This is a genomic window from Streptomyces sp. NPDC059534 (assembly GCF_042743475.1).
In the GTDB taxonomy this organism is placed as follows: domain Bacteria; phylum Actinomycetota; class Actinomycetes; order Streptomycetales; family Streptomycetaceae; genus Streptomyces.
In genome coordinates this window covers 109,974-132,741 of record NZ_JBHWAQ010000001.1, presented here as the reverse complement: position 1 = coordinate 132,741, position 22,768 = coordinate 109,974, and the positions used below count along the sequence as shown (strand labels likewise).

At 73.3% G+C, this 22,768-nt stretch carries 23 protein-coding genes; 9 read left to right on the top strand and 14 right to left on the bottom strand.

Translation table 11 applies throughout. The features are described 5' to 3' along the window. Window positions 1-25: 25 nt before the first annotated feature. A complete protein-coding gene (locus ACFVZH_RS00525; RefSeq protein ID WP_384890853.1) occupies window positions 26-1,039 on the bottom strand; it encodes a LacI family DNA-binding transcriptional regulator in 1,014 nt (337 codons plus the stop codon). A 235-nt stretch (window positions 1,040-1,274) separates the two neighbouring features. Between ACFVZH_RS00525 and ACFVZH_RS00520 the strand changes: the two genes are divergently transcribed. Next, window positions 1,275-3,512, top strand: a complete 2,238-nt coding sequence (locus tag ACFVZH_RS00520) for an RICIN domain-containing protein (protein WP_384890850.1) — start codon at window positions 1,275-1,277, stop codon at window positions 3,510-3,512. Between the two features lie 135 nt (window positions 3,513-3,647). Here ACFVZH_RS00520 and ACFVZH_RS00515 read toward each other — a convergent pair whose 3' ends face one another. After that, window positions 3,648-6,032, bottom strand: coding sequence for a SpoIIE family protein phosphatase (locus tag ACFVZH_RS00515; RefSeq protein WP_384890847.1), 2,385 nt, complete (start codon window positions 6,030-6,032; stop codon window positions 3,648-3,650). A 341-nt stretch (window positions 6,033-6,373) separates the two neighbouring features. On the opposite strand from ACFVZH_RS00515, the gene ACFVZH_RS00510 reads away from it, so the two are divergent. Continuing rightward, window positions 6,374-6,745 carry a hypothetical protein gene (locus tag ACFVZH_RS00510; protein WP_384890845.1) on the top strand — a complete coding sequence of 124 codons (372 nt, stop codon included), beginning with the start codon at window positions 6,374-6,376 and terminating at the stop codon, window positions 6,743-6,745. Between the two features lie 68 nt (window positions 6,746-6,813). Here the strand turns inward: ACFVZH_RS00510 and ACFVZH_RS00505 are convergent, their stop codons facing one another. From ACFVZH_RS00505 to ACFVZH_RS00485, 5 genes are all read right to left on the bottom strand, one after another. Next, entirely contained in the window at window positions 6,814-7,254 is a 441-nt protein-coding gene (locus ACFVZH_RS00505; RefSeq protein WP_384890842.1) for an SRPBCC domain-containing protein, read from the bottom strand. A gap of 86 nt (window positions 7,255-7,340) precedes the next feature. Then, entirely contained in the window at window positions 7,341-7,676 is a 336-nt protein-coding gene (locus ACFVZH_RS00500) for an ArsR/SmtB family transcription factor (RefSeq protein WP_384890839.1), read from the bottom strand. Then, window positions 7,673-8,137, bottom strand: coding sequence for an SRPBCC family protein (locus ACFVZH_RS00495; protein ID WP_384890836.1), 465 nt, complete (start codon window positions 8,135-8,137; stop codon window positions 7,673-7,675). Before ACFVZH_RS00495 ends, ACFVZH_RS00500 begins: the two co-directional genes overlap by 4 nt. A gap of 122 nt (window positions 8,138-8,259) precedes the next feature. Next, complete coding sequence (locus ACFVZH_RS00490) at window positions 8,260-9,249, bottom strand: sigma-70 family RNA polymerase sigma factor (RefSeq protein WP_384890834.1); 990 nt, start codon at window positions 9,247-9,249, stop codon at window positions 8,260-8,262. Between the two features lie 32 nt (window positions 9,250-9,281). Continuing rightward, window positions 9,282-10,208: an ankyrin repeat domain-containing protein gene (locus tag ACFVZH_RS00485; protein ID WP_384891710.1), complete on the bottom strand. Its 927-nt coding sequence runs from the start codon at window positions 10,206-10,208 to the stop codon at window positions 9,282-9,284. A gap of 347 nt (window positions 10,209-10,555) precedes the next feature. On the opposite strand from ACFVZH_RS00485, the gene ACFVZH_RS00480 reads away from it, so the two are divergent. From ACFVZH_RS00480 to ACFVZH_RS00470, 3 genes are all read left to right on the top strand, one after another. Beyond that, window positions 10,556-11,764: an aromatic acid exporter family protein gene (locus tag ACFVZH_RS00480; RefSeq protein WP_384890832.1), complete on the top strand. Its 1,209-nt coding sequence runs from the start codon at window positions 10,556-10,558 to the stop codon at window positions 11,762-11,764. Between the two features lie 172 nt (window positions 11,765-11,936). Further along, window positions 11,937-13,112 (top strand): PP2C family protein-serine/threonine phosphatase, encoded by a 1,176-nt coding sequence (locus tag ACFVZH_RS00475; RefSeq protein ID WP_384890829.1) that lies wholly within the window; start codon window positions 11,937-11,939, stop codon window positions 13,110-13,112. 242 nt (window positions 13,113-13,354) lie between these two features. Further along, on the top strand, window positions 13,355-13,873 hold the full coding sequence (locus tag ACFVZH_RS00470; RefSeq protein WP_384890827.1) for a hypothetical protein: 519 nt from the start codon (window positions 13,355-13,357) through the stop codon (window positions 13,871-13,873). A 31-nt stretch (window positions 13,874-13,904) separates the two neighbouring features. On the opposite strand, the gene ACFVZH_RS00465 is transcribed toward ACFVZH_RS00470, so the two are convergent. From ACFVZH_RS00465 to ACFVZH_RS00455, 3 genes are read right to left on the bottom strand one after another with little or no spacing between them, the layout of a single operon-like run. Next, window positions 13,905-14,933, bottom strand: coding sequence for an NAD(P)/FAD-dependent oxidoreductase (locus tag ACFVZH_RS00465; protein ID WP_384890824.1), 1,029 nt, complete (start codon window positions 14,931-14,933; stop codon window positions 13,905-13,907). Then, on the bottom strand, window positions 14,930-15,505 hold the full coding sequence (locus ACFVZH_RS00460) for an isoprenylcysteine carboxyl methyltransferase family protein (RefSeq protein WP_384890821.1): 576 nt from the start codon (window positions 15,503-15,505) through the stop codon (window positions 14,930-14,932). The genes ACFVZH_RS00465 and ACFVZH_RS00460 overlap by 4 nt, the downstream gene beginning before the upstream one ends. Window positions 15,506-15,544: 39 nt before the next feature. Next, on the bottom strand, window positions 15,545-16,615 hold the full coding sequence (locus tag ACFVZH_RS00455; protein WP_384890819.1) for a type III polyketide synthase: 1,071 nt from the start codon (window positions 16,613-16,615) through the stop codon (window positions 15,545-15,547). 78 nt (window positions 16,616-16,693) lie between these two features. Here ACFVZH_RS00455 and ACFVZH_RS00450 point away from each other — a divergent pair, with 78 nt between their 5' ends. Then, a complete protein-coding gene (locus tag ACFVZH_RS00450) occupies window positions 16,694-17,599 on the top strand; it encodes a UbiA family prenyltransferase (protein ID WP_384890817.1) in 906 nt (301 codons plus the stop codon). 107 nt (window positions 17,600-17,706) lie between these two features. Here the strand turns inward: ACFVZH_RS00450 and ACFVZH_RS00445 are convergent, their stop codons facing one another. The 3 genes from ACFVZH_RS00445 to ACFVZH_RS00435 all read right to left on the bottom strand — a co-directional run bounded on the left by ACFVZH_RS00445 (window position 17,707) and on the right by ACFVZH_RS00435 (window position 19,317). Further along, window positions 17,707-17,856 (bottom strand): hypothetical protein, encoded by a 150-nt coding sequence (locus ACFVZH_RS00445; RefSeq protein ID WP_384890814.1) that lies wholly within the window; start codon window positions 17,854-17,856, stop codon window positions 17,707-17,709. A 145-nt stretch (window positions 17,857-18,001) separates the two neighbouring features. Then, window positions 18,002-18,346 (bottom strand): GNAT family N-acetyltransferase, encoded by a 345-nt coding sequence (locus ACFVZH_RS00440; RefSeq protein WP_384890812.1) that lies wholly within the window; start codon window positions 18,344-18,346, stop codon window positions 18,002-18,004. 47 nt (window positions 18,347-18,393) lie between these two features. Further along, on the bottom strand, window positions 18,394-19,317 hold the full coding sequence (locus tag ACFVZH_RS00435) for a pirin family protein (RefSeq protein WP_384890809.1): 924 nt from the start codon (window positions 19,315-19,317) through the stop codon (window positions 18,394-18,396). 86 nt (window positions 19,318-19,403) lie between these two features. Here ACFVZH_RS00435 and ACFVZH_RS00430 point away from each other — a divergent pair, with 86 nt between their 5' ends. Further along, window positions 19,404-19,904: a carboxymuconolactone decarboxylase family protein gene (locus tag ACFVZH_RS00430; protein WP_384890806.1), complete on the top strand. Its 501-nt coding sequence runs from the start codon at window positions 19,404-19,406 to the stop codon at window positions 19,902-19,904. On the opposite strand, the gene ACFVZH_RS00425 is transcribed toward ACFVZH_RS00430, so the two are convergent. Further along, window positions 19,867-20,388: an Lrp/AsnC family transcriptional regulator gene (locus ACFVZH_RS00425; protein ID WP_384890803.1), complete on the bottom strand. Its 522-nt coding sequence runs from the start codon at window positions 20,386-20,388 to the stop codon at window positions 19,867-19,869. The genes ACFVZH_RS00430 and ACFVZH_RS00425 overlap by 38 nt on opposite strands. Window positions 20,389-20,546: 158 nt before the next feature. Here ACFVZH_RS00425 and ACFVZH_RS00420 point away from each other — a divergent pair, with 158 nt between their 5' ends. Beyond that, window positions 20,547-21,554 (top strand): DMT family transporter, encoded by a 1,008-nt coding sequence (locus ACFVZH_RS00420; RefSeq protein ID WP_384890800.1) that lies wholly within the window; start codon window positions 20,547-20,549, stop codon window positions 21,552-21,554. Beyond that, entirely contained in the window at window positions 21,547-22,752 is a 1,206-nt protein-coding gene (locus ACFVZH_RS00415; protein WP_384890797.1) for an aromatic amino acid transaminase, read from the top strand. Before ACFVZH_RS00420 ends, ACFVZH_RS00415 begins: the two co-directional genes overlap by 8 nt. Window positions 22,753-22,768 lie beyond the last annotated feature (16 nt).

Sequence of the window (22,768 nt, the reverse complement as noted above, 5' to 3'; positions counted from 1 at the left end):
ATCGGCGGTTCGGCGCAGGCCCCGGTCAAAGAGCCAGGTCAGAGGCGGCGGGGCCGGTGCTGGCTCGGACGACGAGTTCGGGGCGGAGGAGCCGGCGGGGGGTCGGCGGGGCTCCGGCGGCGGTGCTGCCGCCCAGGAGCAGTTCGATGGCCTGGCGCGCCATCTCCCGCTTGGGCAGTGCCACGCTGGTGAGGGCGGGGTGGGACAGGAGCCCTTCGGGGCTGTCGTCGAGTCCGACCACGGAGAGGCTGTGCGGGACGGAGCGCCCGGCCTCGCGGGCCGCCACGAGGGCGCCGGCGGCGAGGACGTCATGGGTGGCGAACAGCGCGGTCGTCCCGGGCGCCGCCGCGAGTGCCGCGTGCGCGGCGGCGATGCCGCCTCGGAACGAGGGGTCCGGTGCCAGGTGGACGGCGCGGTCCGAGACGGTCACGCCGTCGTCGGCGAAGGCGCGCCGGAACCCCTCGACGCGTACGGAGTGGGCGGGGCTGGCCAGGACGGCCACCCGCTCGTGCCCGAGGGCGCGCAGGTGACGGCCGGCGAGGTAGCCGCTGTGGTCGTAGTCGATGGTGACGACGGGGAAGCGCTCGGGCGCGTCCGTCTCCCACGCGCACAGCACGACCGGGAAGCGCGCGTGGGCCAGCAGCGGGAGATGGTCGATGAGGTCCTGGTCGCCCGCGATCAGCAGCGCGTCCACCGAACGGCTCGTCAGCCCGGCCAGATGGCGTCGGGCGCGCTCCCCGTCGCGACGCGTGGTGCAGAGCAGCAGGCGGTAGCCGTGCTCGTCCAGGACGTCCTCGACCGCCTCGACCACGTCCGCGTAGAAGGCGGTGGTGAGGGTGGGGACGAAGAGGCCCACCGTCCTGGTGTTCCCGGTCGCGAGGGAGCGGGCCACCAGGTTCGGCACGTAACCGAGTTCGTCGATCGCCGCACGGACCCGCGCCTCGGTCGACGGCCGCACGGTCACCCGGCCGCTGATGACGTTGGAGACGGTCTGCTTCGTGACGCCGGCGCGTTCCGCCACATCCTGCATCGTCACCATGGCGAGCCCTTGTTTTACCGATCAAAGACGAGGGCACCGTAGCCGCGCACCGTGCCCTGGTCAAGGGTGGTGTCCGGCGGTCCGGGCGCCCTCCGGTGCCCGCCCCGGCGCCGTGCGGCGGGAAAGATTCCGTGCCGCACGTCTTGTTTTACCGGTCAAATGAGCCGTACGTTCTGCGCCGAGCGGACCGCCGACCCGCCCGGGCCCCGGCCGCGCCCCCACCGCGAGGAGACCTGTGTCAGCCATCCGGAGAAGACTGGTCGGCGCTCTCGCCGTCACCGCCCTGGCCGCTACGGCGGGCGGCGCGCTGACGGCGACACCAGCGGCCGCCGGCGCGGCCGCCCCACCCACGTACACCGTCAACGTCGGCGCGAAGGGCTCGTGGACCCACCCCGACGACACGCCCGCCGGCACGTACATCGACAAGGACGGCACGTTCTACTTCCAGCAGGCGCACGCGCTGTACGGCGCGAACGACCCGCGCAAGTGGACCTTCTTCACCGGCACGAACTTCGACACCGCCACCCGGTCCGGCGCCATCAGCGACGCGGTCGACCCGGCCAACTCCAACGACCGCAACAACGACACCACCTGGCGCTGCAACAACAGCCCGACGGGTGTGGAGGCCACCCAGGCGCCCTCCACCGCCTCCTACGCGCACCGCAACTACTGCGACCTCGCCGGTGTCTGGGTCGACCCGGACACCGGGGACTGGTACGGCCTGGTGCACAACGAGTTCACCCCGCAGCCCTTCGGCGACGGCATCCACTACGACGGGATCGACACCGCCGTCTCCAAGGACCAGGGCCGCACCTGGACCGTCCAGGGCCACGCCATCACCTCGCCGTACAGCACCAGGCGCGGCGACACCGCCGCCTTCCCCCAGCAGACGTACCACTACGGCGACGGCGACCAGCGCCTGTTCGCCGACACCGCCTCGGGCTACTTCTACGCCTTCTACGGCTCGCGCATCGTGGAGAAGGGCGGCGGCTGGAAGGCGTTCCACGCCCATGTCGCCCGCGCACCGATGTCCCAGAAGCTCGCGCCCGGCTCCTGGCAGAAGTGGTACGACGGCGCCTGGTCCGAGCCCGGGGCCGGCGGCCGCGAAAGCAACATGGTGCCGGTCGGCGCGACCGGTACGACGGGCTACACCCCCGTCTCCGGCGAGTACGCCCCCGCGACCGCCGGCACCGTGAGCCAGCAGGTCGCGGCCGGCAAGATGCCGCCCACGTCACCGCTCTTCGTCATGGACATCACCTACAACGCCCATCTCGGCCTGTACATCGGCCAGCCCCAGGCGGTCGACCAGAGCGGCAACGCCTCCCAGGAGATCTACGCCACCGACAACCTGGCCACGCAGAAGTGGTTCCGCCTCGGTGACACCGGCAGCTACAAGAACGCCTCCTGGTACCGCTGGTTCCTCGACAGTGTGAACAAGACCGGCTCGGGCATCGTCGGCAGGAACTTCCGCTCCTACTGCTCCTTCGGCTGCTCGGGCGGATCGTCGAGCGAGTACGTCAACCTCGCGATCGACTCCTCCGCCCCCGCCGCGCCCGTCGACACCACCAGGACCTACCGGATCGCCAGCGGCAGCGGGCGCGTCCTCGCGCAGATCTCCGGCGGCTCCGCCACCACATCCGTCGCCACCGGCAGCGGATCCGCGCTGGAATCATGGGTGTTCACCGCCAACGGCGACGGCTCGCACCGCATCGCCAACGCCGCCACCGGCCGGCTGCTCGGCGTCGACTCCGCCTCCACCGCCCAGCGCGCCTGGGGCACCGGGCCCACCGTCACCGCCATGCCCGCCGGCGGGCCGAGCGTCGGACAGCAGTGGTTCGTCATCCCCGGCGCCTCCTCCGCCGACGGCACCGCGACCGGCACGTACCGCCTCGTCAACCGTTACAGCGGTCTGGTGATCGGCATGTCCGCCGCATCGGGACGACTCGCCGAGACCGTCCCCACCCGCAGCTGGACCAACACCACGGGCAACGCCGTGGGCGGCACACGCGGCGCCGCCGAACAGACCCTCACGCTCACCCCGACCGGCGCGGTGCCGGGCGGTGTCCCCGACGGCACCCACACCCTCGTCACCGGCGGCAAGGCACTCGACAACCCCGACCACAGCACCACCGCAGGCACCCAGCTGATCACCTGGACCCCGACCGGCAGCGCCAACCAGAACTGGAACCTCACCCGGGGCACCGACGGCTCCTACACGCTCGTCAACGCGGAGTCGGGGCTCTGCGCCGACATCGAGGGCGGCTCCACCGCGGCCGGCGCCAAGGTGATCCAGTGGGCCTGCACCGGCGGCCAGAACCAGCGCTGGAACCTCACCCGGCAGGCGAACGGCACCTACACGGTCGCGTCCCTCAAGAGCGGCCTGCTGCTCACGACGGCCTCGTCCGGCAACGGCTCCCTCGTGACCCAGCAGCCGGACACCGGCACGCCGCGGCAGCAGTGGACGATCGCCTGACGCCCGCTCCCTGACCCGGCATCGACCGCCGGGCTCCCGGGTCCCCACCCCGAGAGCCCGGCGCTGCCGTCCCCGGTCGCTCCCGGTACTCGGTGAACGGCACGGCGGGGGATGTCAGCCGCACGGCGGGGGGTGTCAGCCGCGCGGCGGCAGTGCCTGCTCCGTCCAGATCGTCTTTCCCGTGCGCGTGTAGCGGCTTCCCCACCGGTCGGTGAGCTGCGCGATCAGGAAGAGACCGCGGCCACCCTCCTCGGTGGCGTGCGCCCGGCGCATCCTGGGCTGGGTGCCGCTGCCGTCGGAGACCTCGCAGATCAGCGACGCCGCGCGGATCAGCCGGAGTTCGAGCGGCCCGCCCGCGTAGCGGATGGCGTTGGTGACCAGCTCGCTGGCCACCAGCTCGGTGGTGAAGGCCAGTTCGTCCAGGCCCCAGCGGGACAGCTGGTCCAGCACGCGGGCGCGTGCCGCGGACACCACCGACGGATCCGCGGGGAAGCTCCATGTGGCGCTGTCCGACTCGGGCACGCCACGGACCGTCGCGAGCAGCAGCGTCACGTCGTCCGACAGCGGGCCCGGCACCAGCCCCCTGACCACCTCGGGACCGACCTCCTCCAGGAGCCGACCGGGGACGAGCGCCGCCGAGAGCGCCTCCCGGAAGGCGGCCATTCCCTCGTCCAGATCGGCGTGGCCGCGCTCGATCAGACCGTCCGTGTAGAGCGCGAGGACGCTGTCGTCCGGCACCTCCACCTCGACGGGCTCGAACGGCAGGCCGCCGACCCCGAGCGGCGGACCGGGGCTGACGTCGACGTACGCGGTGCTGCCGTCCGGAGCCACCAGAACGGGCGGCGGGTGTCCCGCGCTGGCGACGAGGCACCGCCGGGTCACCGGGTCGTACGTCATGTACAGGCAGGTGGCTCCGAACGACCCGAAGGCGATCTCGGTGCCGGGCGGCCGCATCGCCTGGGCGCCGTCGGCATCGATCACGAACTGCGACACGAGGTCGTCGAGGTGCGTCAGCAGTTCGTCGGGTTCGAGGTCGAGGTCCGCCAGCGTCTGCACGGCGGTGCGCAGGCGCGCCATCGTCGCGGTCGCCTGGAGGCCGTGCCCGACGACGTCCCCGACGACGAGCGCGACCCGCGCGGAGGACAGGGGGATCACGTCGAACCAGTCGCCGCTGACGCCCGTGGCCGTGTCGGTCGGGAGATAGACGCTCGCCGTGCGCACCGTGGGCGTGGCGGTCGTCGACGAGGGCAGCAGGCTGCGTTGCAGGCCGACCGCGGCGTTCCGCTCGCGGGCGTACCGGCGGGCGTTGTCCACGACCAGGGCGGCACGGGAGGCGATCTCCTCCAGCAGGGCGAGGTCCTCGCGGGTGAAGGGCGGACGGTCGTCGCCGCGGCCGACCCGGATGCGGCCGAGGAGCGAGCCCCGTGCGCGCAGCCACGCGCTCATGCCGTGGGCGGGGCCCAGCGCGTCGGCCGGCTCGACACTCTTCTCCACGCGGTGCGACCACACCCGGCCCGACAGCACCCCGCCGGTGTCCACCTCGACCACCTCGCCGGTCGCGAGGCCGCCGGGGACCGGGCCGGCCGCCGCCGTCCGGCGCAGGGTGTGGTCGTGGTGGTGCTCGGGGGCGGGCTCCTCGTACGTGAAGACCGCCTCGGCCACGTCGACGGCCGCCACGTCAGCCAGCGCCGGGACGAGGACCTCCGTCAGGTCCCGGGTGATCTCCTCGGCGGACAGGTTCGTGCTGAGGACCGTCGTCGCCCGGTGCAGCAGGTCGAGACGGCGGCGCGAGAGCCGCTGGTCCGTCACGTCGACGAACAGGGCCGTCACGCCCATCACCAGCCCCTCCGCCCCCTGGAGGCGGAACGCGGAGAGCGCCATGATCGTCCCCGGGCCGGGATCGACCTGCGTGTGGACCTCCACGTCGAGCCCGACCAGCGGGACTCCGGTCGTCAGGACGTCCCGCAGCCGCGATTCGATCACGCGGACGTCGGCCTCCCGGAGGAAATCGCCCAGCCGGGCCCCGTTCAGAACGCTCGGCACACCCGAGTAGGGGAGTAGATGGGTGTTCGTCCGCACCAGCCGCAGCTCGTTGTCCAGCACGGCGAGACCGATGCGGTCCTGCAGGAACAGCTCCCGCATGAAGGCGTGGCCCTGGCGCCACTGCGCGACCATGACGCGCGGGGCACCGAGCACCAGGAACTCGCGCGTCTCCCCGGCCCGCTCTCCGTCTCCGTCTCCGTCGACCAGCGGCAGCACGCGGAACTCCACCTCGCCCCCGCCGTCCGGGGCCAGCTCCGCCCGCCCTTCCCAGACCGGCCCGTCACGCTGTTCCAGGACCTCCCGCCAGCGCGCGGGCACCGCGAGGAGATCCCGGAGGCGCCGGCCGTGCAGTTCCGCCGCCGAACACCGCAGGAGGCTCTCCGCCGCCGGCGTGCACCGCAGAATGGTCCCTCGGGCGTCGACCACGAGCCCGGCCGAGTGCTCCGCGTCGAGGGGGTCGTCGCTGCCCGGTGTCATCGGACCCCCACACTCAGTTCGGCGCCTCGGCGGCCGGAACCGCCACTCACCTCCACTCTGCCCGGACGCCCGCTCCTCGGCACGCCGTACTCCTCCGAATGGCACGCGGACACGGCCGCCCGGACCTTGCCGGAGGCGCGGTCGACCACGCGGAAGGTCCCGGCGAGCGTGTCGACGCACGGCTGCCCCGGGTGGATTTCCCGCCCGGGATCCGGGGGCGCGATCCCGGGCGGGGAGTCCGTCGCTCGAACGGGATCCGTACGGCATACTTACCGCCCGGTAACACCGCCGCCGTCCCCCCGGGGCCCGCGCCCGTCAGCCCCGCCCGAAGGAGCGCCGCCATGGCCCGATCCGATCGTTCCGCCCTGCTGCTCGCCGGCCTGCTCGCGTCGGCGGGCGTCGCCCATTTCGTCGCCCCGAAGCAGTTCGACGCGGTCATCCCCGCATCGCTGCCGGGCAGCCCCCGCACCTGGACCGCGGTCAGCGGCGCGGTGGAACTCGCGCTCGCCGCGGGGCTCGCCGTCCCGGCGACCCGGCGCGGCAGCGCCCGGGCCGCCGCCCTCTTCTTCGCGGCCGTGTTCCCCGCCAACGTGAAGATGGCCCACGACTGGCGGAACCGCCCGACGCCGGCCAAGGCCGTCGCCTACGCCCGCCTTCCCCTCCAGGTCCCGCTGATCCTCTGGGCCCGCTCCGCCGGCCGTGCCGCGCGATAGCACCGGACCATGCGCGCGGAGCGGGCCGGCCGACCGGCCGACCCGCTCCGGGGATCCGCGGAGCCCCGCTAGTGCCAGTTGCTGATCCTGACGTCGTGCGGCGCGGGCTCGCCCTTGCCGGTTTCGAGCACGTGCTTGAGGCTCATGAGGAACGTGGCCCACTTGGTGCTGCAGTGGTACATGAACTCCACGGGCTCCTTCCAGCCCGTGTGCCGGAAGAGGACGATCGTGAAGTCGTCCTCCTGCTTGAGCTCGAAGTGGACCTGGGTGCCGATCCATTCCTCGGGGCCGTCGATGACCTCCCAGAGCACGCTCTCGCCGGGCTGGGCGTCGAGGACCTTCATGTCGAAACCGCCGGGCAGGAAGCGGAACCGGACCACTCCACCGACCCTGGCGTCACCGGAGGTGTCCTCCGTCCACCAGCTCGCCAGTCCGTCGACCGTGGTCAGGGCCGCGTAGACGGCGGCCGGGGAGGACGTGACTCCGATCCTGTGCAGGATGTCCAGCATCTTGCTACCTCTTTCTCGGGTTGGCCCCCGGAGAGGGGCGTGGTTCCTCGCCACCCGCTCGGGGGCGGCGATGTGCGTGCGTACGGTCAGCTCTCCTGGCCGCGCTGGATCGCTTCCGCGAGGCGCTTGATGCGCTGCAGCCGGGCGTCCCAGGCGGCGCCGACGGAGGCCAGCTGGGCGACGGCGCGCGCGAGCTGGGCTTCGTCCACCTCGTAGCGGCGTTCGCGCCCGGACGGGGTCACCTGGACCAGTCCGACCCGGTGGAGGACGCCGAGGTGCTTGGCGACCGCCTGCCGGGTTATGGGAAGGTGCTCGCTCAGCGTGGTGGCCGTCCCGCCGCCGGTCAGCAGCAGGTCGAGCATCCGCCGCCGGGTCGGGTCGCCCACCGCGGTCCAGAGCTCGTCGTCGATGGCGGTGCTCATGGCGTCGACACCAGTCGCGCGACGTAGGTGACGAGGCGGGGCAGGAAGTGGTCCCAGCCGGTGACGTGCTCGCGGTACTGCTCCTCGAGGACGGCCGCCTCCCAGCCCTTCTCCCGGAAGCCCGTCTCGGTGAAGCGCAGCAGCGTGCCGGCGCCGGACGGGATCAGCTCGAAGACCACCAGGAGGGAGTTGGCCGGGGTCGCGGCCTCGGCCTGGTCGTACACCCACCGGAAGGAGAACCGGCGAGGTGGGTCCGCGTCGATCACGGTGACCGGTACGACGTTCGCGTCCGGCGAGTTCCGGTCGCCGAAGGTGATGACGCCGGTCGCGCCGGGTACGGGCTCGAGTTCCGCCTCGTCGGGCCACCACTCCCGCAGATGCTCGGGCTTGCTGACGACCTCGTAGACCACGTCGGGCCGCGCGTCGATGTGGATCTCGCGCTCGATGCTGCCGTTCTCCATGCCGCTCTCCCAGTCTCTCGCAACCTTTGGTTGCATGACAACTGTAGAGCCGTTCCGCCACATGCGCAACGTTTGGTTGCTCTAGGGGGTGTCCTTTCGATCGGGCCCGGCTCGCGGCGCGCTCATCGCGGCAGGTGGGACCCGCCCGAGGAAGGCGTGAGCGGCAGGCCGAACGCGTCGAGCACGCGAGGATCGGAGAACACGACATTGCGCGCGACCCGGCCACCGGCCACCGTGAAGACCTGCACGGTGTGCAGCCGATGCCCGCCGCCGGGCTCCGGCGCGTACGCGGCGAGCGCCGGCTGCCCGTTGGCGGTGAGCGGCGTCATGACCCAGCCCCGCCCGCGCATCGCGAACACCCGCTCGATGAACAGGCCGTAGGCGTCCCGGCCCAGGTACCACAGCGGCACCGGCGGCATCTCCAGAACCGCGGAGTCCGTGAGCAGCCGCACGAGCGCGGGGACGTCCCCTGCCTCGAACGCCCGCACATACCGCTGGATCACCGCCCGCGCCTCGGGATCGTCGGGCTCCGCGACCTGCTCCGCCCCGCCCACGTCCGCGAGGGCGGAACGGGCCCGCTGCAGAGCGCTGTTGACGGCCGCGACGGTGGACCCCAACTGCTCGGCGACCTCAGCGGCGCTGAACTCCAGTACCTCGCGCAGCACCAGCACGGCCCGCTGCCGCGGCGGCAGCAGCTGCATCGCCGCCACCAGCGCGAGCCGCATGTCGGACCGCACCTCCGCCTCGAACCGCGCGTCGGGGAACGGCTGCAGCCACGGGATGTCCAGCGCCGGAGCCAGGGGCGCCCCGGGATCGTCGCTCGGCGTCCCAAGCCCGGACGGCAACGGCCGCCGCGCCCGCCCCTCCAGCGCGGTCAGACACGCGTTGGTCGCGATCCGGTACAGCCACGTCCGGACCGAAGCGCGCGTGCCGTCGTACCGGTCACGGGCCTTCCAGGCGCGCAGCATCGTCTCCTGCACCAGATCCTCGGCCTCATGGAACGAGCCCAGCATCCGATAGCAGTACGCCAGCAACTCGCCACGGTACGGCTCGATTTCCACCCGCCCATCATGACGGACACGAGCTGCCCCGAGGGCGGCGGGCGCCGACATCGACCGCACGCGCGCGGGCGGCCCGACCGGCGTCAGTGGGTCCAGTGGTCACGCTCCGGCAGGCGGACCCAGAGATCGGGCGGACCGACGACCGAGCGGTCGCCCGGCAGGCGCAGGCGCGCGAAGGAGCAGGCGTACCCCACCGGGTTGTACTGGAAGAGGTAGGAGGCCAGGACCTCGTCGGCGGAGTCTCCCTCGTACGGCCCGGCACCCGGGTGGAGGTCCCAGGCGTCGAGGGAGCCGTCGCGGGCGACGCTGCCCTGGTTGCCGCTCTTGGGGTTGGCGTACAGGCCGTAGGAGACGGTCCCGACGGACAGGCGGGTGAGCACCCCCGGCATCTGCGGGGCGTATCCCCAGGGCTGCGTCACGACGCAGCCGCCGGGCACGGAGGTCACGCCGACGAGCGGCAGGATCTCGTCCATCTCGTATGCGTACGGATCCTCCACCACGTCATCGGCGTCCTCGTCCGGCACCGGTTCGGCCTCCAGACGCCGTACCGCCTCCGTCGCGTCGATGCCGGCCACGCAGGCGAGCCCCATGCCCTCGTACGGGAAGTCGCCCAGCGCCGTGATGAGCCGCGCCGCCTCGGCGGCCGCCGCCCGCTCCGCCTCGCTCAGGCGCTCGCCGCCCGGCGCGGCGAACAGGTCCGGTGTCGGCCCCGCCAGGCTCAGCCGCCCCGGCGACCAGCCGCCGAGCGACCGCCGCCACGGATCGGCCCCGGCGGCCGCGAGGGCCCGCGCGTTCTCGGGCTTTCTCGACATCACTGCCGCCCACAGCGCCGTCACCCCGTCCTCCGGCGCGTCCACGTCCGCGACGCGCCGGGCCAGCTCCGCGACGACCCCCGGAGAGCCGAACGCCGCCGCCCGGTGCAACGGGCGCCCTCCGCTCCACCTCTCCGGGTCCGCGCCCTGGACGAGCCGCCGTCGGACGTCCTCCTCGTCCGTCCAGTCCCAGCCCATACCGCCCCAGCCATCCCCGTGCGACGTCACCGCGCCCCCTCCATAGCGACCGGCGGGCTCTCCACGAGCCCCGTCCCCACACGTTCCCACGCGGGCCGACAGTGCGGAGGCCGCCGGAAGTCGCGGCCCGGTGTGGGCTCTTCCGCACGCCCGGGCAGACGTCCGGGGTGGGCCTCGTCCACCGGGGCAGGCGGCCCGGGAGGGCCCCGTGGGCCCGGGCCGGCGCGGGGCGACGGCGCCGTACGGAGGGCAGTGGGCGCAGTCCGGTGTGGCCGGGGGCCGGCGGCGGGGGAGGGATGGCAGGGTCGGACGGGGCGGGACGCCCGGGGAGCGAAGCGAGGGAGAACGTGACGCAGGACAGTAGGCGGAGCGCCCGGTACGCCGACGTCGTGAGCCGGCTGCGGCGGGATCCGTTCGTCGTGCAGACGGTCCGGTCGACGGCGGCGGCGACGCTGTCGTACGTCGTCGCGCTGTGGCTCAGCAGCGAGCCGGCGCCCCTGACCGCACCGCTCACCGCGCTGCTCGTCGTGCAGGTCACGCTGTACTCGACGCTCACCACGAGTCTGCGCCGGGTCAACTCCGTCGTCGTCGGCGTCCTCATCGCCATCGCGTTCAGCGCGATCGTCGGCCTGTCCTGGTGGAGCCTCGCCCTGATCATCCTCGCCTCCCTGCTCGTGGGGCGGCTGGTGAAGGTCGAGGAGTTCGTCCCGGAGGTCGCCATCAGCGCGATGCTCGTGCTCGGCGTCACCCAGGTCGCCCACACGGCCTGGGACCGGGTCCTGGAGACCCTGATCGGCGCCGTCGTCGGACTGCTCTTCAACCTGGTGCTGGCCCCGCCCGTCTGGGTGGACACGGCGGGGGAGTCGATCGAGGACCTCGCGCGGAGGATGCGCAGGCTGCTGCTCGACGTCGCCGACGAGTTCGCCGGAGCGCCTCCCGTCGAGCGGGCGGCGGCACACCTGCACGAGGCGCGCCGGCTCGACAACGACGTGGCCGACGTCGACGGCGCGCTGCGCACGGCCGAGGACAGCCTGCGTCTCAACCCGCGTGTCAAGGAAGGTCTGCTGCACCGCATCGTGCTGCGCACGGGGCTCGACACCCTGGAGATCTGCGCCGTCGTCCTGCGCGTCCTCACCCGGACGCTCACCGACCTGGCGAAGGCGCGGGCGGGCGACGAACTCCTGCCCCGCCCGACCGCCCTCGTGCTGCAGGAGACGGCGCACCACACCGCCGACGCCTTCGTCAGCTTCGCGGTGCTCGTCACCGTCTCCGGCAGCGAGGAGGCCGAGGCCGCCGAGGCGCGGCTCGCGGGCGAGCTGCGCGCCGCCCGGGCCCGCCGGGGTGCCGCCGCCGACCTGCTCCTCGCGCTGGCCCTGCGAGAACCCGACCGCTGGCAGCTCTACGGAGCCCTGCTGGCCGAGATCGACCGCATCCTCGACGAACTCGACCCCGAGCACCGGGGCCGTCGCCTCATGGAGGAACTCGACCGCCAGGCCCGCGAGCGGCGGCGGCCGCTGACACCCCGCCGCGACCGGAGTGCCCCCGCGAAGGGCTGAGCGGCAGCGGGTCTCTCCCGGCCCGGTCCCGCGGCCGGGGCACGTAGGGCCGGGACCCGTGAGGAGTGCGATCACCGAAGAGCCTGCGTAACGTGAGAGCCACCTTCTGCGGGTGACGGGCGTTCCACGCCACCGCACCGCACGTCGCCTCAAGGAGGGACGCGGAGGTCGGGTGTCGACGTACGAGGGTGTCCTCGCCGAGATGCTGGCGCGCTCCCACCTGTTGTCCGGGCGGCAGCTCGCGGGCCTCGTGAGCGACGCCGGCCGGCGCCTGGGGCTCCAGGAGGCGGTCACGTACGTGACGGACCTCCAGCAGATCCGGCTGGTCCCCCTGCCCCGGTCGGATGCCGCCGGGCAGCGGACGCTCGACGTCGACACGTCGCTGGCGGGGCTGGCCTACCGTACGCAGACGGTGCAGCGGTCCAGGGACGGCGGTACGGCCTGGCTGCCGATGATCGACGGGGTCGAGCGTGTCGGGGTGCTGATGGTGACGGCGTCCCCGCTGGACGACGTGCTCCTCGGACGCTGCGAGACGCTCGCGGGAGTGGTCGCCCTGCTCGTGGGGTCGATGTCCTCCCACAGCGAGGTACTCGTCGAGTCTGAGCGGTCGCGGGCCATGACGGTGCAGGCCGAGCTGCTGTGGGCCTTCCTGCCGCCGCGGACCATCGGGACCGCGGACGTGACGTCGTCGGCGGTGCTGGAACCCGCGTACGACATCGGCGGTGACACCTTCGACCACACGCTGGACGACAGCGGCCTGCACCTGACCGTCATCGACTCCATGGGCCACGACCTGGCGTCGGGCGGGGCCAGCGCCGCCGGGCTCGCCGCGTGCCGCGCGACCCGCCGTGCCGGCGGTTCGCTGACCGACATCGTCACCGCGATCGACCGGATCCTGGACGAGTGGTTCACCGACCGGCTCATGACCGCCGTGGTCGCCCATCTGGACACCTCCGACGGACGGCTGACCTGGATCAACTGCGGGCATCCGCCGCCCCTGCTGATCCGCCACGGCCGGGTTCTCCCGCGGGTGCTGGCCCGCGAACCCGACCTGCCCCTCGGGTGGGGCTTCCTCGCCGAGACACCGCCCACCGAGCACACCGAGCGCCTCCAGCCCGGCGACCGCATCCTCCTGTACAGCGACGGCGTCACGGAGGCGCGCTCACCCCAGGGCGACCTCTACGGCGAGGACCGGCTGGCCGACACCGTCATCCGTGCCACGGCGGCGGGCGATCGCGCCCCCGAAGCCCTTCGCCGCCTGGTTCAGGGCCTCCGTTCGCACCAGGACCACAAGCTGCGCGACGACGCCACGATCCTCCTCGCGGAGTGGCACCCGAGCAGCCGCTGAACGCCCGGCCGGGTCTTCGGTGCCGGAGTCGTGCCACCTGACCTGTGAGCTTCATGCCGCCTGACCTGTGATTTCGCGGGATCGAGAGCGGCCGGCATGACAGTGCTGCCACAGCCGACGCCATAAATGGCTCGCGATGGCGCCATAGATGTGCCACGATGGCACCATCGACGGCGCGCCCCTCGGTCCCCCGGGCCGAGGAACGCGCGCGTCGCGGGGTGAGCCATCACAGGGGGCAGGTCATGGGAACAGCACAGAACCGACAGGAGGCGGCGGCGCCCGGCGCCTTCGTCGCCTTCGCTCGCTTCGTCCTCTGCGGCGGCGGTGTCGGACTCGCCTCCAGCTTCGCCGTGGGAGCCCTCGCCTCGTGGATGCCCTGGATCCTGGCGAACGCCCTGATCACCGTGGTCTCCACGCTCCTCGCCACCGAGCTGCACGCCCGCTTCACCTTCGGCGCGGGCACGCGTGCGACCTTGCGCCAGCACACGCAGTCCGCCGGATCCGCGGCAGCCGGGTACGCGGTGACCTGCGCGGCGATGCTCGCCCTGCACGGCCTCGTAGCGGAGCCGGACGCGATGCTCCAGCAGGCCGTCTACCTCTCCGCCTCCGCACTCTCCGGCATCGCCCGCTTCGCCGTCCTCCGCCTCGTCGTCTTCGCCCGCCGCAACCGCCCCCGCGCCACCACCCCCACCCTCCGCCCCCTGCGCACGACCACCGCCCCCGCCTCGACGGCTCCCGAAGCTCTCTGCCGCGCCGCCTGACACCGTGCGCCGGCCACCCGGAGACGGGAGGTCAGGCGAGCAGGTTGACCGCGCGGTGGAAGAGGCCGGGGAAGCGGGCGGCGGTCGGGGTGATCAGGGGGGCGAGGCGGGGGCGGGTGCGGGCCCAGAGGAGGGTGGTGGTCAGGAGGCGGTAGGTGCGGGAGAGACGGGACCAGGCGTGCTCGTACGCGGCGGGGCGGCCTTCGTGGAGGCAGCGGACGAGCGCGTCGGCGGAGGTCAGGGCCAGGGTGATGCCCTCGCCCGTCAGGGCGTCGACGTAGCCGGCGGCGTCGCCGACGAAGAGGACGCGGCCGGCCACGCGGGTGCGGCTCTGCTGGCGGAGGGGGCCGGCGCCCCTGACCGGTGTGCGGTCGGCCGCGTGCAGCCGGGAGAGGAGGGCGGGGAAGTGGGCCAGCTGGTCGTCGTAGGAGAGGCGGCGGGAGGTGAGGACGGCGACGCCGACCTGGCGTGGTCCCAGCGGCGTGACGTACGCCTCGCAGTCGGCGGACCAGTGCACCTCCACCAGGTCGCTCCACGGCGCGACGGTGTAGTGGCGGCGCAGTCCGTACCGGAGGGGGTGGCGGCGGGTGTCCGGGCGCACGGTCAGGCCGAGTGCCCGCCGGGTGGGCGAGTGGAGTCCGTCGGCCGCGACGAGATAGCGGGCGGTGATGCCGTCGGCCGTGACGTGGGCGTCGGACTGGCTGACCCGCCGGACGCGGTGCGGGACGACCTGCACGCCGAGCTGGGCCGCCCGCGCCGCGAGCGCCGCGTGGAGCGCCGTACGGCGTGCCCCGAGGCCGTGTCCCGCGCCGAACAGGGCCTCGGCGCGGTGGTCGCCGACGGCGTCGACGTACCGGATGCCCCGGAGTGCGTGGCCGGGGACGTGGACGTCGAGGGCGTCCAGGGCGCGTACCGCCGCCGGCATCATTCCCTCCCCGCACGCCTTGTCCACCGGGCCGGGGCGCGGTTCGGCGACCACGACGTCGAGACCGCGCCGCGCCGCGTGGATCGCGGTGGCCAGTCCCGCCGGGCCGCCTCCGACGACGAGCAGGTCGATCACGACGCGGGACCGGGACGCGACGCCGGAGCGGAGTACGCGGCCACGGCGGCGGAGGAGGAGAGGGTGAGCGACGGCGCCAGCGCGGCGTTCTCGCACCGGATGCGTACGGTCAGCAGGGCCGCGTTCAGGAGCGTGAAGCCCAGTGCGGTCACCCAGGCGCTGTGCACCAGGGGCAGGGCCGCGCCTTCGACGACGACGGCCAGGTAGTTGGGGTGCCGCAGGTACCGGTAGGGGCCGGCGGCGACGAGCGGGAGGTCGGGGACGATCAGGACGCGGGTGTGCCAGCGGCGGCCGAGCGTGCCGATGCACCACCAGCGCAGCCCCTGGGCGGCCAGCGTCAGGGCCAGGGCGGGCCAGCCGAGCAGCGGGAGGAAGGGGCGGTCGGCCGCCCACGGTTCGACGAGGCAGCCGAGGAGGAACGCCGTGTGCAGGGCGACCATGACGGGGTAGTGCCCGGCGCCGTGTTCGCGGGCCCCGCGGGCCCGGCTCCAGGCACCGTTGCGCCGCGCCACGGCGAGCTCCGCGAAGCGCTCGGCGACGACCAGCAGGACCAGGACCGTGTACGGCGTCATGCCACCCTCACCGGGACCGTGTACGGGGTCATGCCGCCCTCACCAGGCCAGCAGGACGAGTTCGGACGAGAAGCCCGGGCCCAGGGCGATCATCAGACCCGTCGTTCCGGGCGCCGGCCGCGCGCTCTGCGTGTCGGCCAGGATCTGCAGCACCGAGGCGGAGGAAAGGTTTCCGGTGGCTGCCAGAGCGCGGCGGCTCGTGGCGAGGGCCGTGTCGGGCAGCCCGAGCTCCTCGGCGATCGCGTCGAGGATCCTGGGGCCGCCCGGATGGCAGATCCAGGCGGTGACGTCCGCGGTCTTGAGGTCGTGTTCGGCGAGGAACGACTCGATCTCCTCGGTCACGTGCAGCCGGACGAGCTCGGGGAGTTCGGGGCCGAGCACCATACGGAACCCCCATTCGCCGATGTCCCAGCCCAGCAGGTGTCCCGTGCCCGGATAGAGGCGCCCGCGGGTGGCCACGACCCTGGGCCCGCCGTGCCCGGCACCGCGGTCCGCCGGGGGCGTGCGGTCCCCGTGCGCGGCCACGAGCGCGGCGGCTCCGTCGCCGAACAGGCCGCCCGCGACCAGGTTCGCCATCGACGTGTCCGCGCGCTGCAGGGTGAGCGAGCACAGTTCGGTGGAGAGGAGAAGGGCGGTGCCGCCGGGGCGGAGAGCGAGGTGGTCGTGGACGCGGGCCAGCCCGGCGGCCCCTCCGGCGCAGCCGAGACCGAACAGCGGCATCCGCCTGACGTCGGACCGCAGGCCGAGCCGTGCGGCGACGCCGGCGTCGAGGGACGGGGTCGCGATGCCGGTCACGGTCGTGGAGACGACGAGGTCGATCTCCTCCGGGCGCACGCCCGCCTCGTCGAGTGCCCGTTCGGCCGCCTCCACGCCCAGGTCGGTGGCCAGTTCGGCGAAGAGGCGGTTCGTCTCTCCGAAGGTGCCGAGAGCGCGGTAGCGGTCGAGCGGCAGGGCGAGATGACGGGTGTCCACGCGGGCTCCCGCGTGGAGCCGGCGCAGGAGGCCGCGGTCGGCCCCCGGCGGCAGACCGGCGACGAGGTCGTCGGTGATCTCCTGCTGCGGATAGCGGTGTGGCGGGAAGGCAGTGCTCACCGCGAGGACGCGCGTCATTGCTCCAACATAGGGACAGTCGGGCGCCGTCCCCCTCAACCCGGCCGTCATGGGCGCGCCGTCGCCTAGCGTGGTGCGGTGCCCGCCACCACCGGTGAAGGAACCGACCGGCTGCCGGAGCCGCGTCTCGCAGGGGCGGCCGGACAGCGCGCTTTCGTCGCCCTCCTGCGGTCCAGCCATCCCGTTCCGGCGGCGGCGGTGACCGTCCTCGCGGCGCTCCTGAGTGCCGCCGTCGGGCTCGGACCCGCCGCCGGAGCCAGAGCCGTGGCCGCCGTCGCCGCGGGCCAGCTGTCCATCGGCTGGTGCAACGACCGTGTGGACCTGCGGCGCGACCGGGCCGCCGGACGCCGGGACAAGCCCCTGGCCAGAGGAGCGGTGCGACCGGGCGTGGTCGGGGCGGCCGCGTGCGTGGCCCTGCTCGCCTGCGTCCCCCTGTCGCTCTCGTGCGGCCTTCTTGCCGGTTCCGTCCACCTCGGCTGTGTCGCCGCCGGGTGGTCGTACAACCTCCGGCTGAAACGTACGGTCGTCTCCTGGCTGCCGTACGCCCTCGCCTTCGGCTTCCTCCCCGCGTTCCTGACGCTGTCCCTCCCGGGCCGGCCCTGGCCGCCTCTGTGGTGGAGTCTCGCGGCGGCGCTCCTCGGTACCGGCGCCCACTTCGCGAACGTCCTGCCGGACATCGAGGACGACATCGCGAGCGGCGTCATCGGGCTCCCGCACCGTGTGGGCCGACGGGTCTCCGTCGCCTTGGCCGCGACCCTGGCCCTCGCCTCCTGCGTGGTCCTCACGGTCGGCCCCCCGGGACCGGTGGGTCCGGTCGGACTGGGTCTGATCGGGGCGTCCCTGATCCTGTGCCTGCCGGCGGTGGCCGGCCCGCCGGCGCTGGCGCGAGGGCGCCTGCCCTTCGTCGCCGTCATGGCCATGGCCGGTGTCGACGCCGTGCTGCTGGTGCTGGTCGGCGCCGCGCGGACGTCCGGGCACGGCTGACCTCGCCGACGCGAGCGCTCGCCGCCGTCGTATGCGGTGGCGACAGGCGCGTCACGAACGGGGGCAATGGACGCCTTCCGGGCGTCCGTTCAGGCGTCGTCGCGGCGCTACGAAGTGAGCCAGCCGCGCAGGAGCCTGCTCACGGCGGGCATGGCGACGTACGTCATGAGGGCGTTGAAGACGCAGGCCACGATCGCGCTGTTGAGGAGCAGCGGGAGCGTGGCGAGGCGCGGCAGGAGGAAGAGGCTGCCGAGCACGGAGATCGGGCGTGTTCCAGGCTGACGGCGGTCATACGGACTCCTCGTGATCTCACCGCGCCCGCCCGCACTGTACGCGTCGGACGCGGCGGGAGACCACCGTCAGCCCGTCACGCCTCCGCGGAGGCGTGGAAGGGCAGGGGCGTCAGCGCCCCAGCCGGGCGTCGAGCCATGTGAGGACCTCGGGGGTCACGGGGTCCGTGATGTCGGCGAACTCCTCGTGCTTCTTCAGGAACTTGGCCACGTACGGGCAGACCGGGACGATCCGCATACCGGAGGCGCGGACGTCGGTGAGGGCCTGCTCGACGAGGATCGAGGCGAGTCCCTGGCCGGCGTAGGCGTCGTCGATCTCGGTGTGGAAGAAGACCCGCCGGTCGTCGCGGTCGCGGTACGCGGTGAGGCCGGCGCGCTGGTCGTCGACGAGGATCTCGTAGCGGTGGCGGGCGTCGACGCGACGGACGACGGGGGTGGTGTGGGTCTGCTCGGTCATGGCGGTCCCTTCGGTACGGGGGATGGGGGCTTCGGTGGCGGACGGGCTCAGCGGCGGGCGGGGTTCCCGCGGGGGGTGATGACGGCGTTCGGCAGGGCGGGGGCGGGCAGCCGGTCGCCCGGGTAGCCGTCGACGTGGCCGAAACGGTCGGAGGACCGCTCCCACTCCTCCCGTGCCTCGACGATGTCCTGGTGGTCGCGGCCGATGAAGTTCCACCACATGACGATCTCCTCCTCGAACGGCGGGCCGCCGAGCAGGATCGTCCGGGCCGGGCGGTCGGACGTGTTGGCGAGGGTGAGCGTGGTGCGGCCGGGGGCGGCGTAGCCGAGCTCGGCGGGGAGGAGGGGGGTGCCTTCGAGCCGGACGTCGCCCTCGTCGACGAGGAGGCCGTGTTCGAAGTCCGGGTCGACGTCGAGGGTGACGGTGGCGCCGGCGTCGATCAGGAGCTGGGCGCCCAGGAGCGGGGTGAAGGTGCGGACCGGGGAGGTCCGGCCGGCGAGCGTGCCCAGGAAGACCCGGAGTTCCGCCCCGTCGACACGGAGTGCTTCCGGTGCGTGGTGCTGGAAGTCGCGCGGGGCGTGGCGGTGTGCGTCGGGGAGGGCGACCCAGAGCTGCACGCCGTGCAGCAGGGTGGTGCCGGGGGTGGAGACCTCCGTGTGGCTGATGCCGTGCCCGCCGGTCATGAGGTTGATCTCGCCCGGGCGCACGAAGGCGTGGGTGCCCAGGCTGTCGCGGTGCTCGATCTCCCCGGCGAACAGCCAGCTGACGGTCTGCAGGCCGGTGTGCGGGTGCGGGGCGACGTCCATGCCGCCGGACTCGGCGACCCGGTCGGGGCCGTAGTGGTCGGCGAAGCACCAGGCGCCGATGAGCGTACGGGCCCGCTGCGGCAGTGTGCGCCGTACGGTCATCGCGCGCGGTCCGCCCAGTGGTACGTCCCGGGCGGTCAGGATCTCGATCTCCGTGTCACCCATGTCCCAGCCCTCTCCCTCGTGTAGTTTCGTTTTCAACAAGTATGGTTGATCATGGTCCCGATGGCAAACAGGCGAAGGAGTACAGGGTGAGCGAGACGGTACGGACCGCGGTGGAGCGCCGGGCCCCCGATCGGATCTACCTCGACAAGGAGAGCCCCGCCGCCTACCAGGCGCTGGTGAAGACCGCCGACACCGTTCGGGCGACGGCCGCCGAGGCCGGCCTCGACCGGATCCTGGTCGAGCTGGTCAACCTCCGCGTGTCCCAGATCAACGGCTGCGCCTTCTGCCTCGACGTGCACACCCGCGCCGCGGTCCGGGCCGGGGAGACCGCCCGGCGCCTGGGCGTGCTGGCGGCCTGGCGCGACACCGAGCTCTTCACCGCCCGCGAACGCGCGGCCCTCGCCCTCGCCGAGGCCACGACACACCCCGCCGACGCGCTCGCTCAGGAGAGGGCGTACGACGAGGCCCGCGAGGTGCTGGACGACGCCGAGATCTCCGCCGTGATCTGGGTGGCCATCGCCATCAACGCCTTCAACCGGGTGTCGATCCTCAGCAAGCACCCGGTGCGGGAGACTCCCGCCCGCTGACGCCGCCGGCGCGCGGGCGGGACGGGACGCCCGGCCGCGGGTAGACGCGGGACTGCTTGACGCTGCCGAAGGCGAAGCTGGACTCGATCGACGCGATGCCCGGGATGGCGTGGATACGGGTGCGGACGAGGGCCTCGTACGCCTCCAGGCTCTCGATGACGACCCTGAGCAGGTAGTCGCTGCTGCCGGCCATCAGATAGCAGTCCTGGATGTGGTCGATGAGGCCGACGTGGTGCTCGAACACGTTGACCGCCTCGGCGGTGTGGCGCTCCAGGCGGATCCGTACGAAGACGGTGATCGGCAGGCCGAACGCGACCTGGTCGACGGTGGCCGTGTAGCCGCCGATCAGTCCCGACTCCTCCAGGCGGCGCACCCGGCGAAGGCAGGGGGAGGGGGACAGCCGGATGCGGTCGGCGAGGTCCTGGTTCGACAGACGGCCGTCCGCCTGCAACTCGTGGATGATCCGGAAGTCCACGGAGTCCATCGGCTCTCCTTGGTCGATCTTGGCAGATTCTGCCCCCACGCTATGTCTGGAGGGCATAACTGGCAATCGCCTGCCCCACCTGAAGGTCTAGCGTTGCTTCCCGAGGCAAAGCCGGACATCGGCTCCGCCCGAAGCGATACAAGCGGGAGGGACGGTCGGTGGCCGCAACGCAATCGGTGGGGGCGCGAACAGCGGGGGCGGCGGACTCGCCGACCCCGTCCACAGGCGACGAGGGGGAGCGCGGCACCGGCCCGCTCCGGGGACTCTCGCCGCACGCCGTGGGCATGCTCGCCCTGCTGCTCACCGTGGCCATCTGGGCCGCGTTCGCGCTCAGCGCCCGCGCCCTGAGCGCCTCCACGCTGCTGCCGGCCGACGCCGCGCTGCTCCGCTTCGGCGTGCCCCTCGTCGTCCTGGCCCCCGCGCTGTGGCGGCGCAGGCGGCGACTGGCCGCCGTCCGGTTCGGCCCCGCGGCCAAGATCGTCTGCGGCGCGGGAGTGCCCTTCTTCCTCGCCGCCATGTACGGCGGCTCCCTGACCTCGGCCGCGTTCGTCGGGGCGATCGTCCCCGGCATGGTCCCGTTGTTCGTCTCCGCCCTCATGGTCGCGGGCGGCAAGAGCGCTCCGCGCGGCACGCAGGCGGCCGGCCTCGCCCTCATCGTGGCCGGCGTGGTGGCCCTGGTGTGGCGCTACACCGCCGCCCTCGACGCGGACGTCCTGCTCGGCGCGGGAACACTGCTCGTCGCCAGCGGACTGTGGGCCCTCTACACCGTGGGCCTGCGGGAAGTGGACCTCGACCCCATCGGGTCCATCGGGCTGCTCTGCCTGCCCTCCTTCACCGTCATCGCACTGCTGAGCCTGACCGGAGTCCTGCCCACCGGCCTCGCGCGGGCGGAGGGCGCCGACATCGCGCTCTTCCTCGTCGTCCAGGGCCTGGGAGTCGGCCTGTGCGCGGGGCTGCTGTACGCCTTCGCCATCCGGCGGCTCGGACCGGAGCGCAGCTCCGTCGTCGGCAGCCTCAGCCCGGTCGCCGTCGTCCTGCTCGCGGTGCCCCTTCTCGACGAGTCGCCGACCCTGCCCGTCGTGGTCGGCGTCCCCCTGATCACCCTCGGTGTCGCGCTCGCCAACGGACGCCGACGCTTCCGAACCAAGGTGTCCGCCGATGCTTGAGCTCCTCCCCGCCCCGCCCGCCGACCCGTTGTGGGACCTGACCGCCGAGTACGCCGCCGACCCGCGCCCCGAGCGCCTCAACCTCGTCCTCGGCGTGTACCGCGACCACACCGGCGTCACCCCCGTCATGGCGGCGGTCAAGGAAGCCGAGATACGTCTGGCCGAACGCTCCGGTTCCAAGGAGTACCTCGGCCTGTCGGGCAACACCGCCTTCAACCGGGCCATGCTCACCACCGTCCTCGGCACCGAGGCCCTCACCGCGCGGGCGACCGCCGTCCAGACCGTGGCGGGCACCGGGGCCCTGCGGCTCCTCGCCGACCTCGTACGGCAGACCCGCCCGGGCACCACGGTGTGGATCAGCGACCCCGCGTACGTCAACCACCGCCCCATCCTCGAAGGCGCCGGCCTCACCGTCCGCCCCTACCGGTGGCTCGACCCCGCCGGCCGGCCGGACGGCGCGGACCTGCTGGAGGACCTCCGCGAGGCGGGACCCGGCGACGTCGTCCTGCTCCAGGGCTGCTGCCACAACCCCACCGGGGCGGACCCCTCCTTCACGCTGTGGGAGGAGCTGGCCGGACTCGCCGAGGCCAACGGCTGGATCCCCTTCGTCGACCTCGCCTACCACGGCCTCGGCGACGGCCTCGACGCCGACCTGCGCCCCACCCGGATGCTGGCCGAGCGGCTCCCCGAGGTGCTGATCGCCGTCAGCTGCTCCAAGAACTTCGGCCTCTACAGCGACCGCACCGGATGCGCCGTCGTCGTCGGCTCCTCGGCGCGGGCGCTCCGGCACGTCGAGACCGCCCTGCAGAACGCCGCCCGCACCCTGTACTCGATGCCGCCGGACCACGGCGCCGCCGTCGTCGCCACCGTCCTGGAGGACGAGCGTCTGAAGGCCGTCTGGCTCGCCGAACTCGAGGTGATGCGCCGCCGCGTCACGGCCAACCGCACGGACCTCGTCGCCCACCTGGCCGCCCTCGGCCACGAGGAGGAGGCGGCGGCCCTCGCCCGGCAGAAGGGCATGTTCTCGATGCTGCCCCTCACCCCCGAGCGGATGCGCGGGATGCGCCACCGGTCAGGCGTCTACGGCACGACCTCCGGCCGCATCAACATCGCGGGCGTGCCCGCGCACCGGATCCCGTTCCTGGCCCGGGGGATCGCCGACGCCCTGCGGGCACCGAGCGGCGCGGGAACCGTCTGACGGAGCGGCCGGGCCC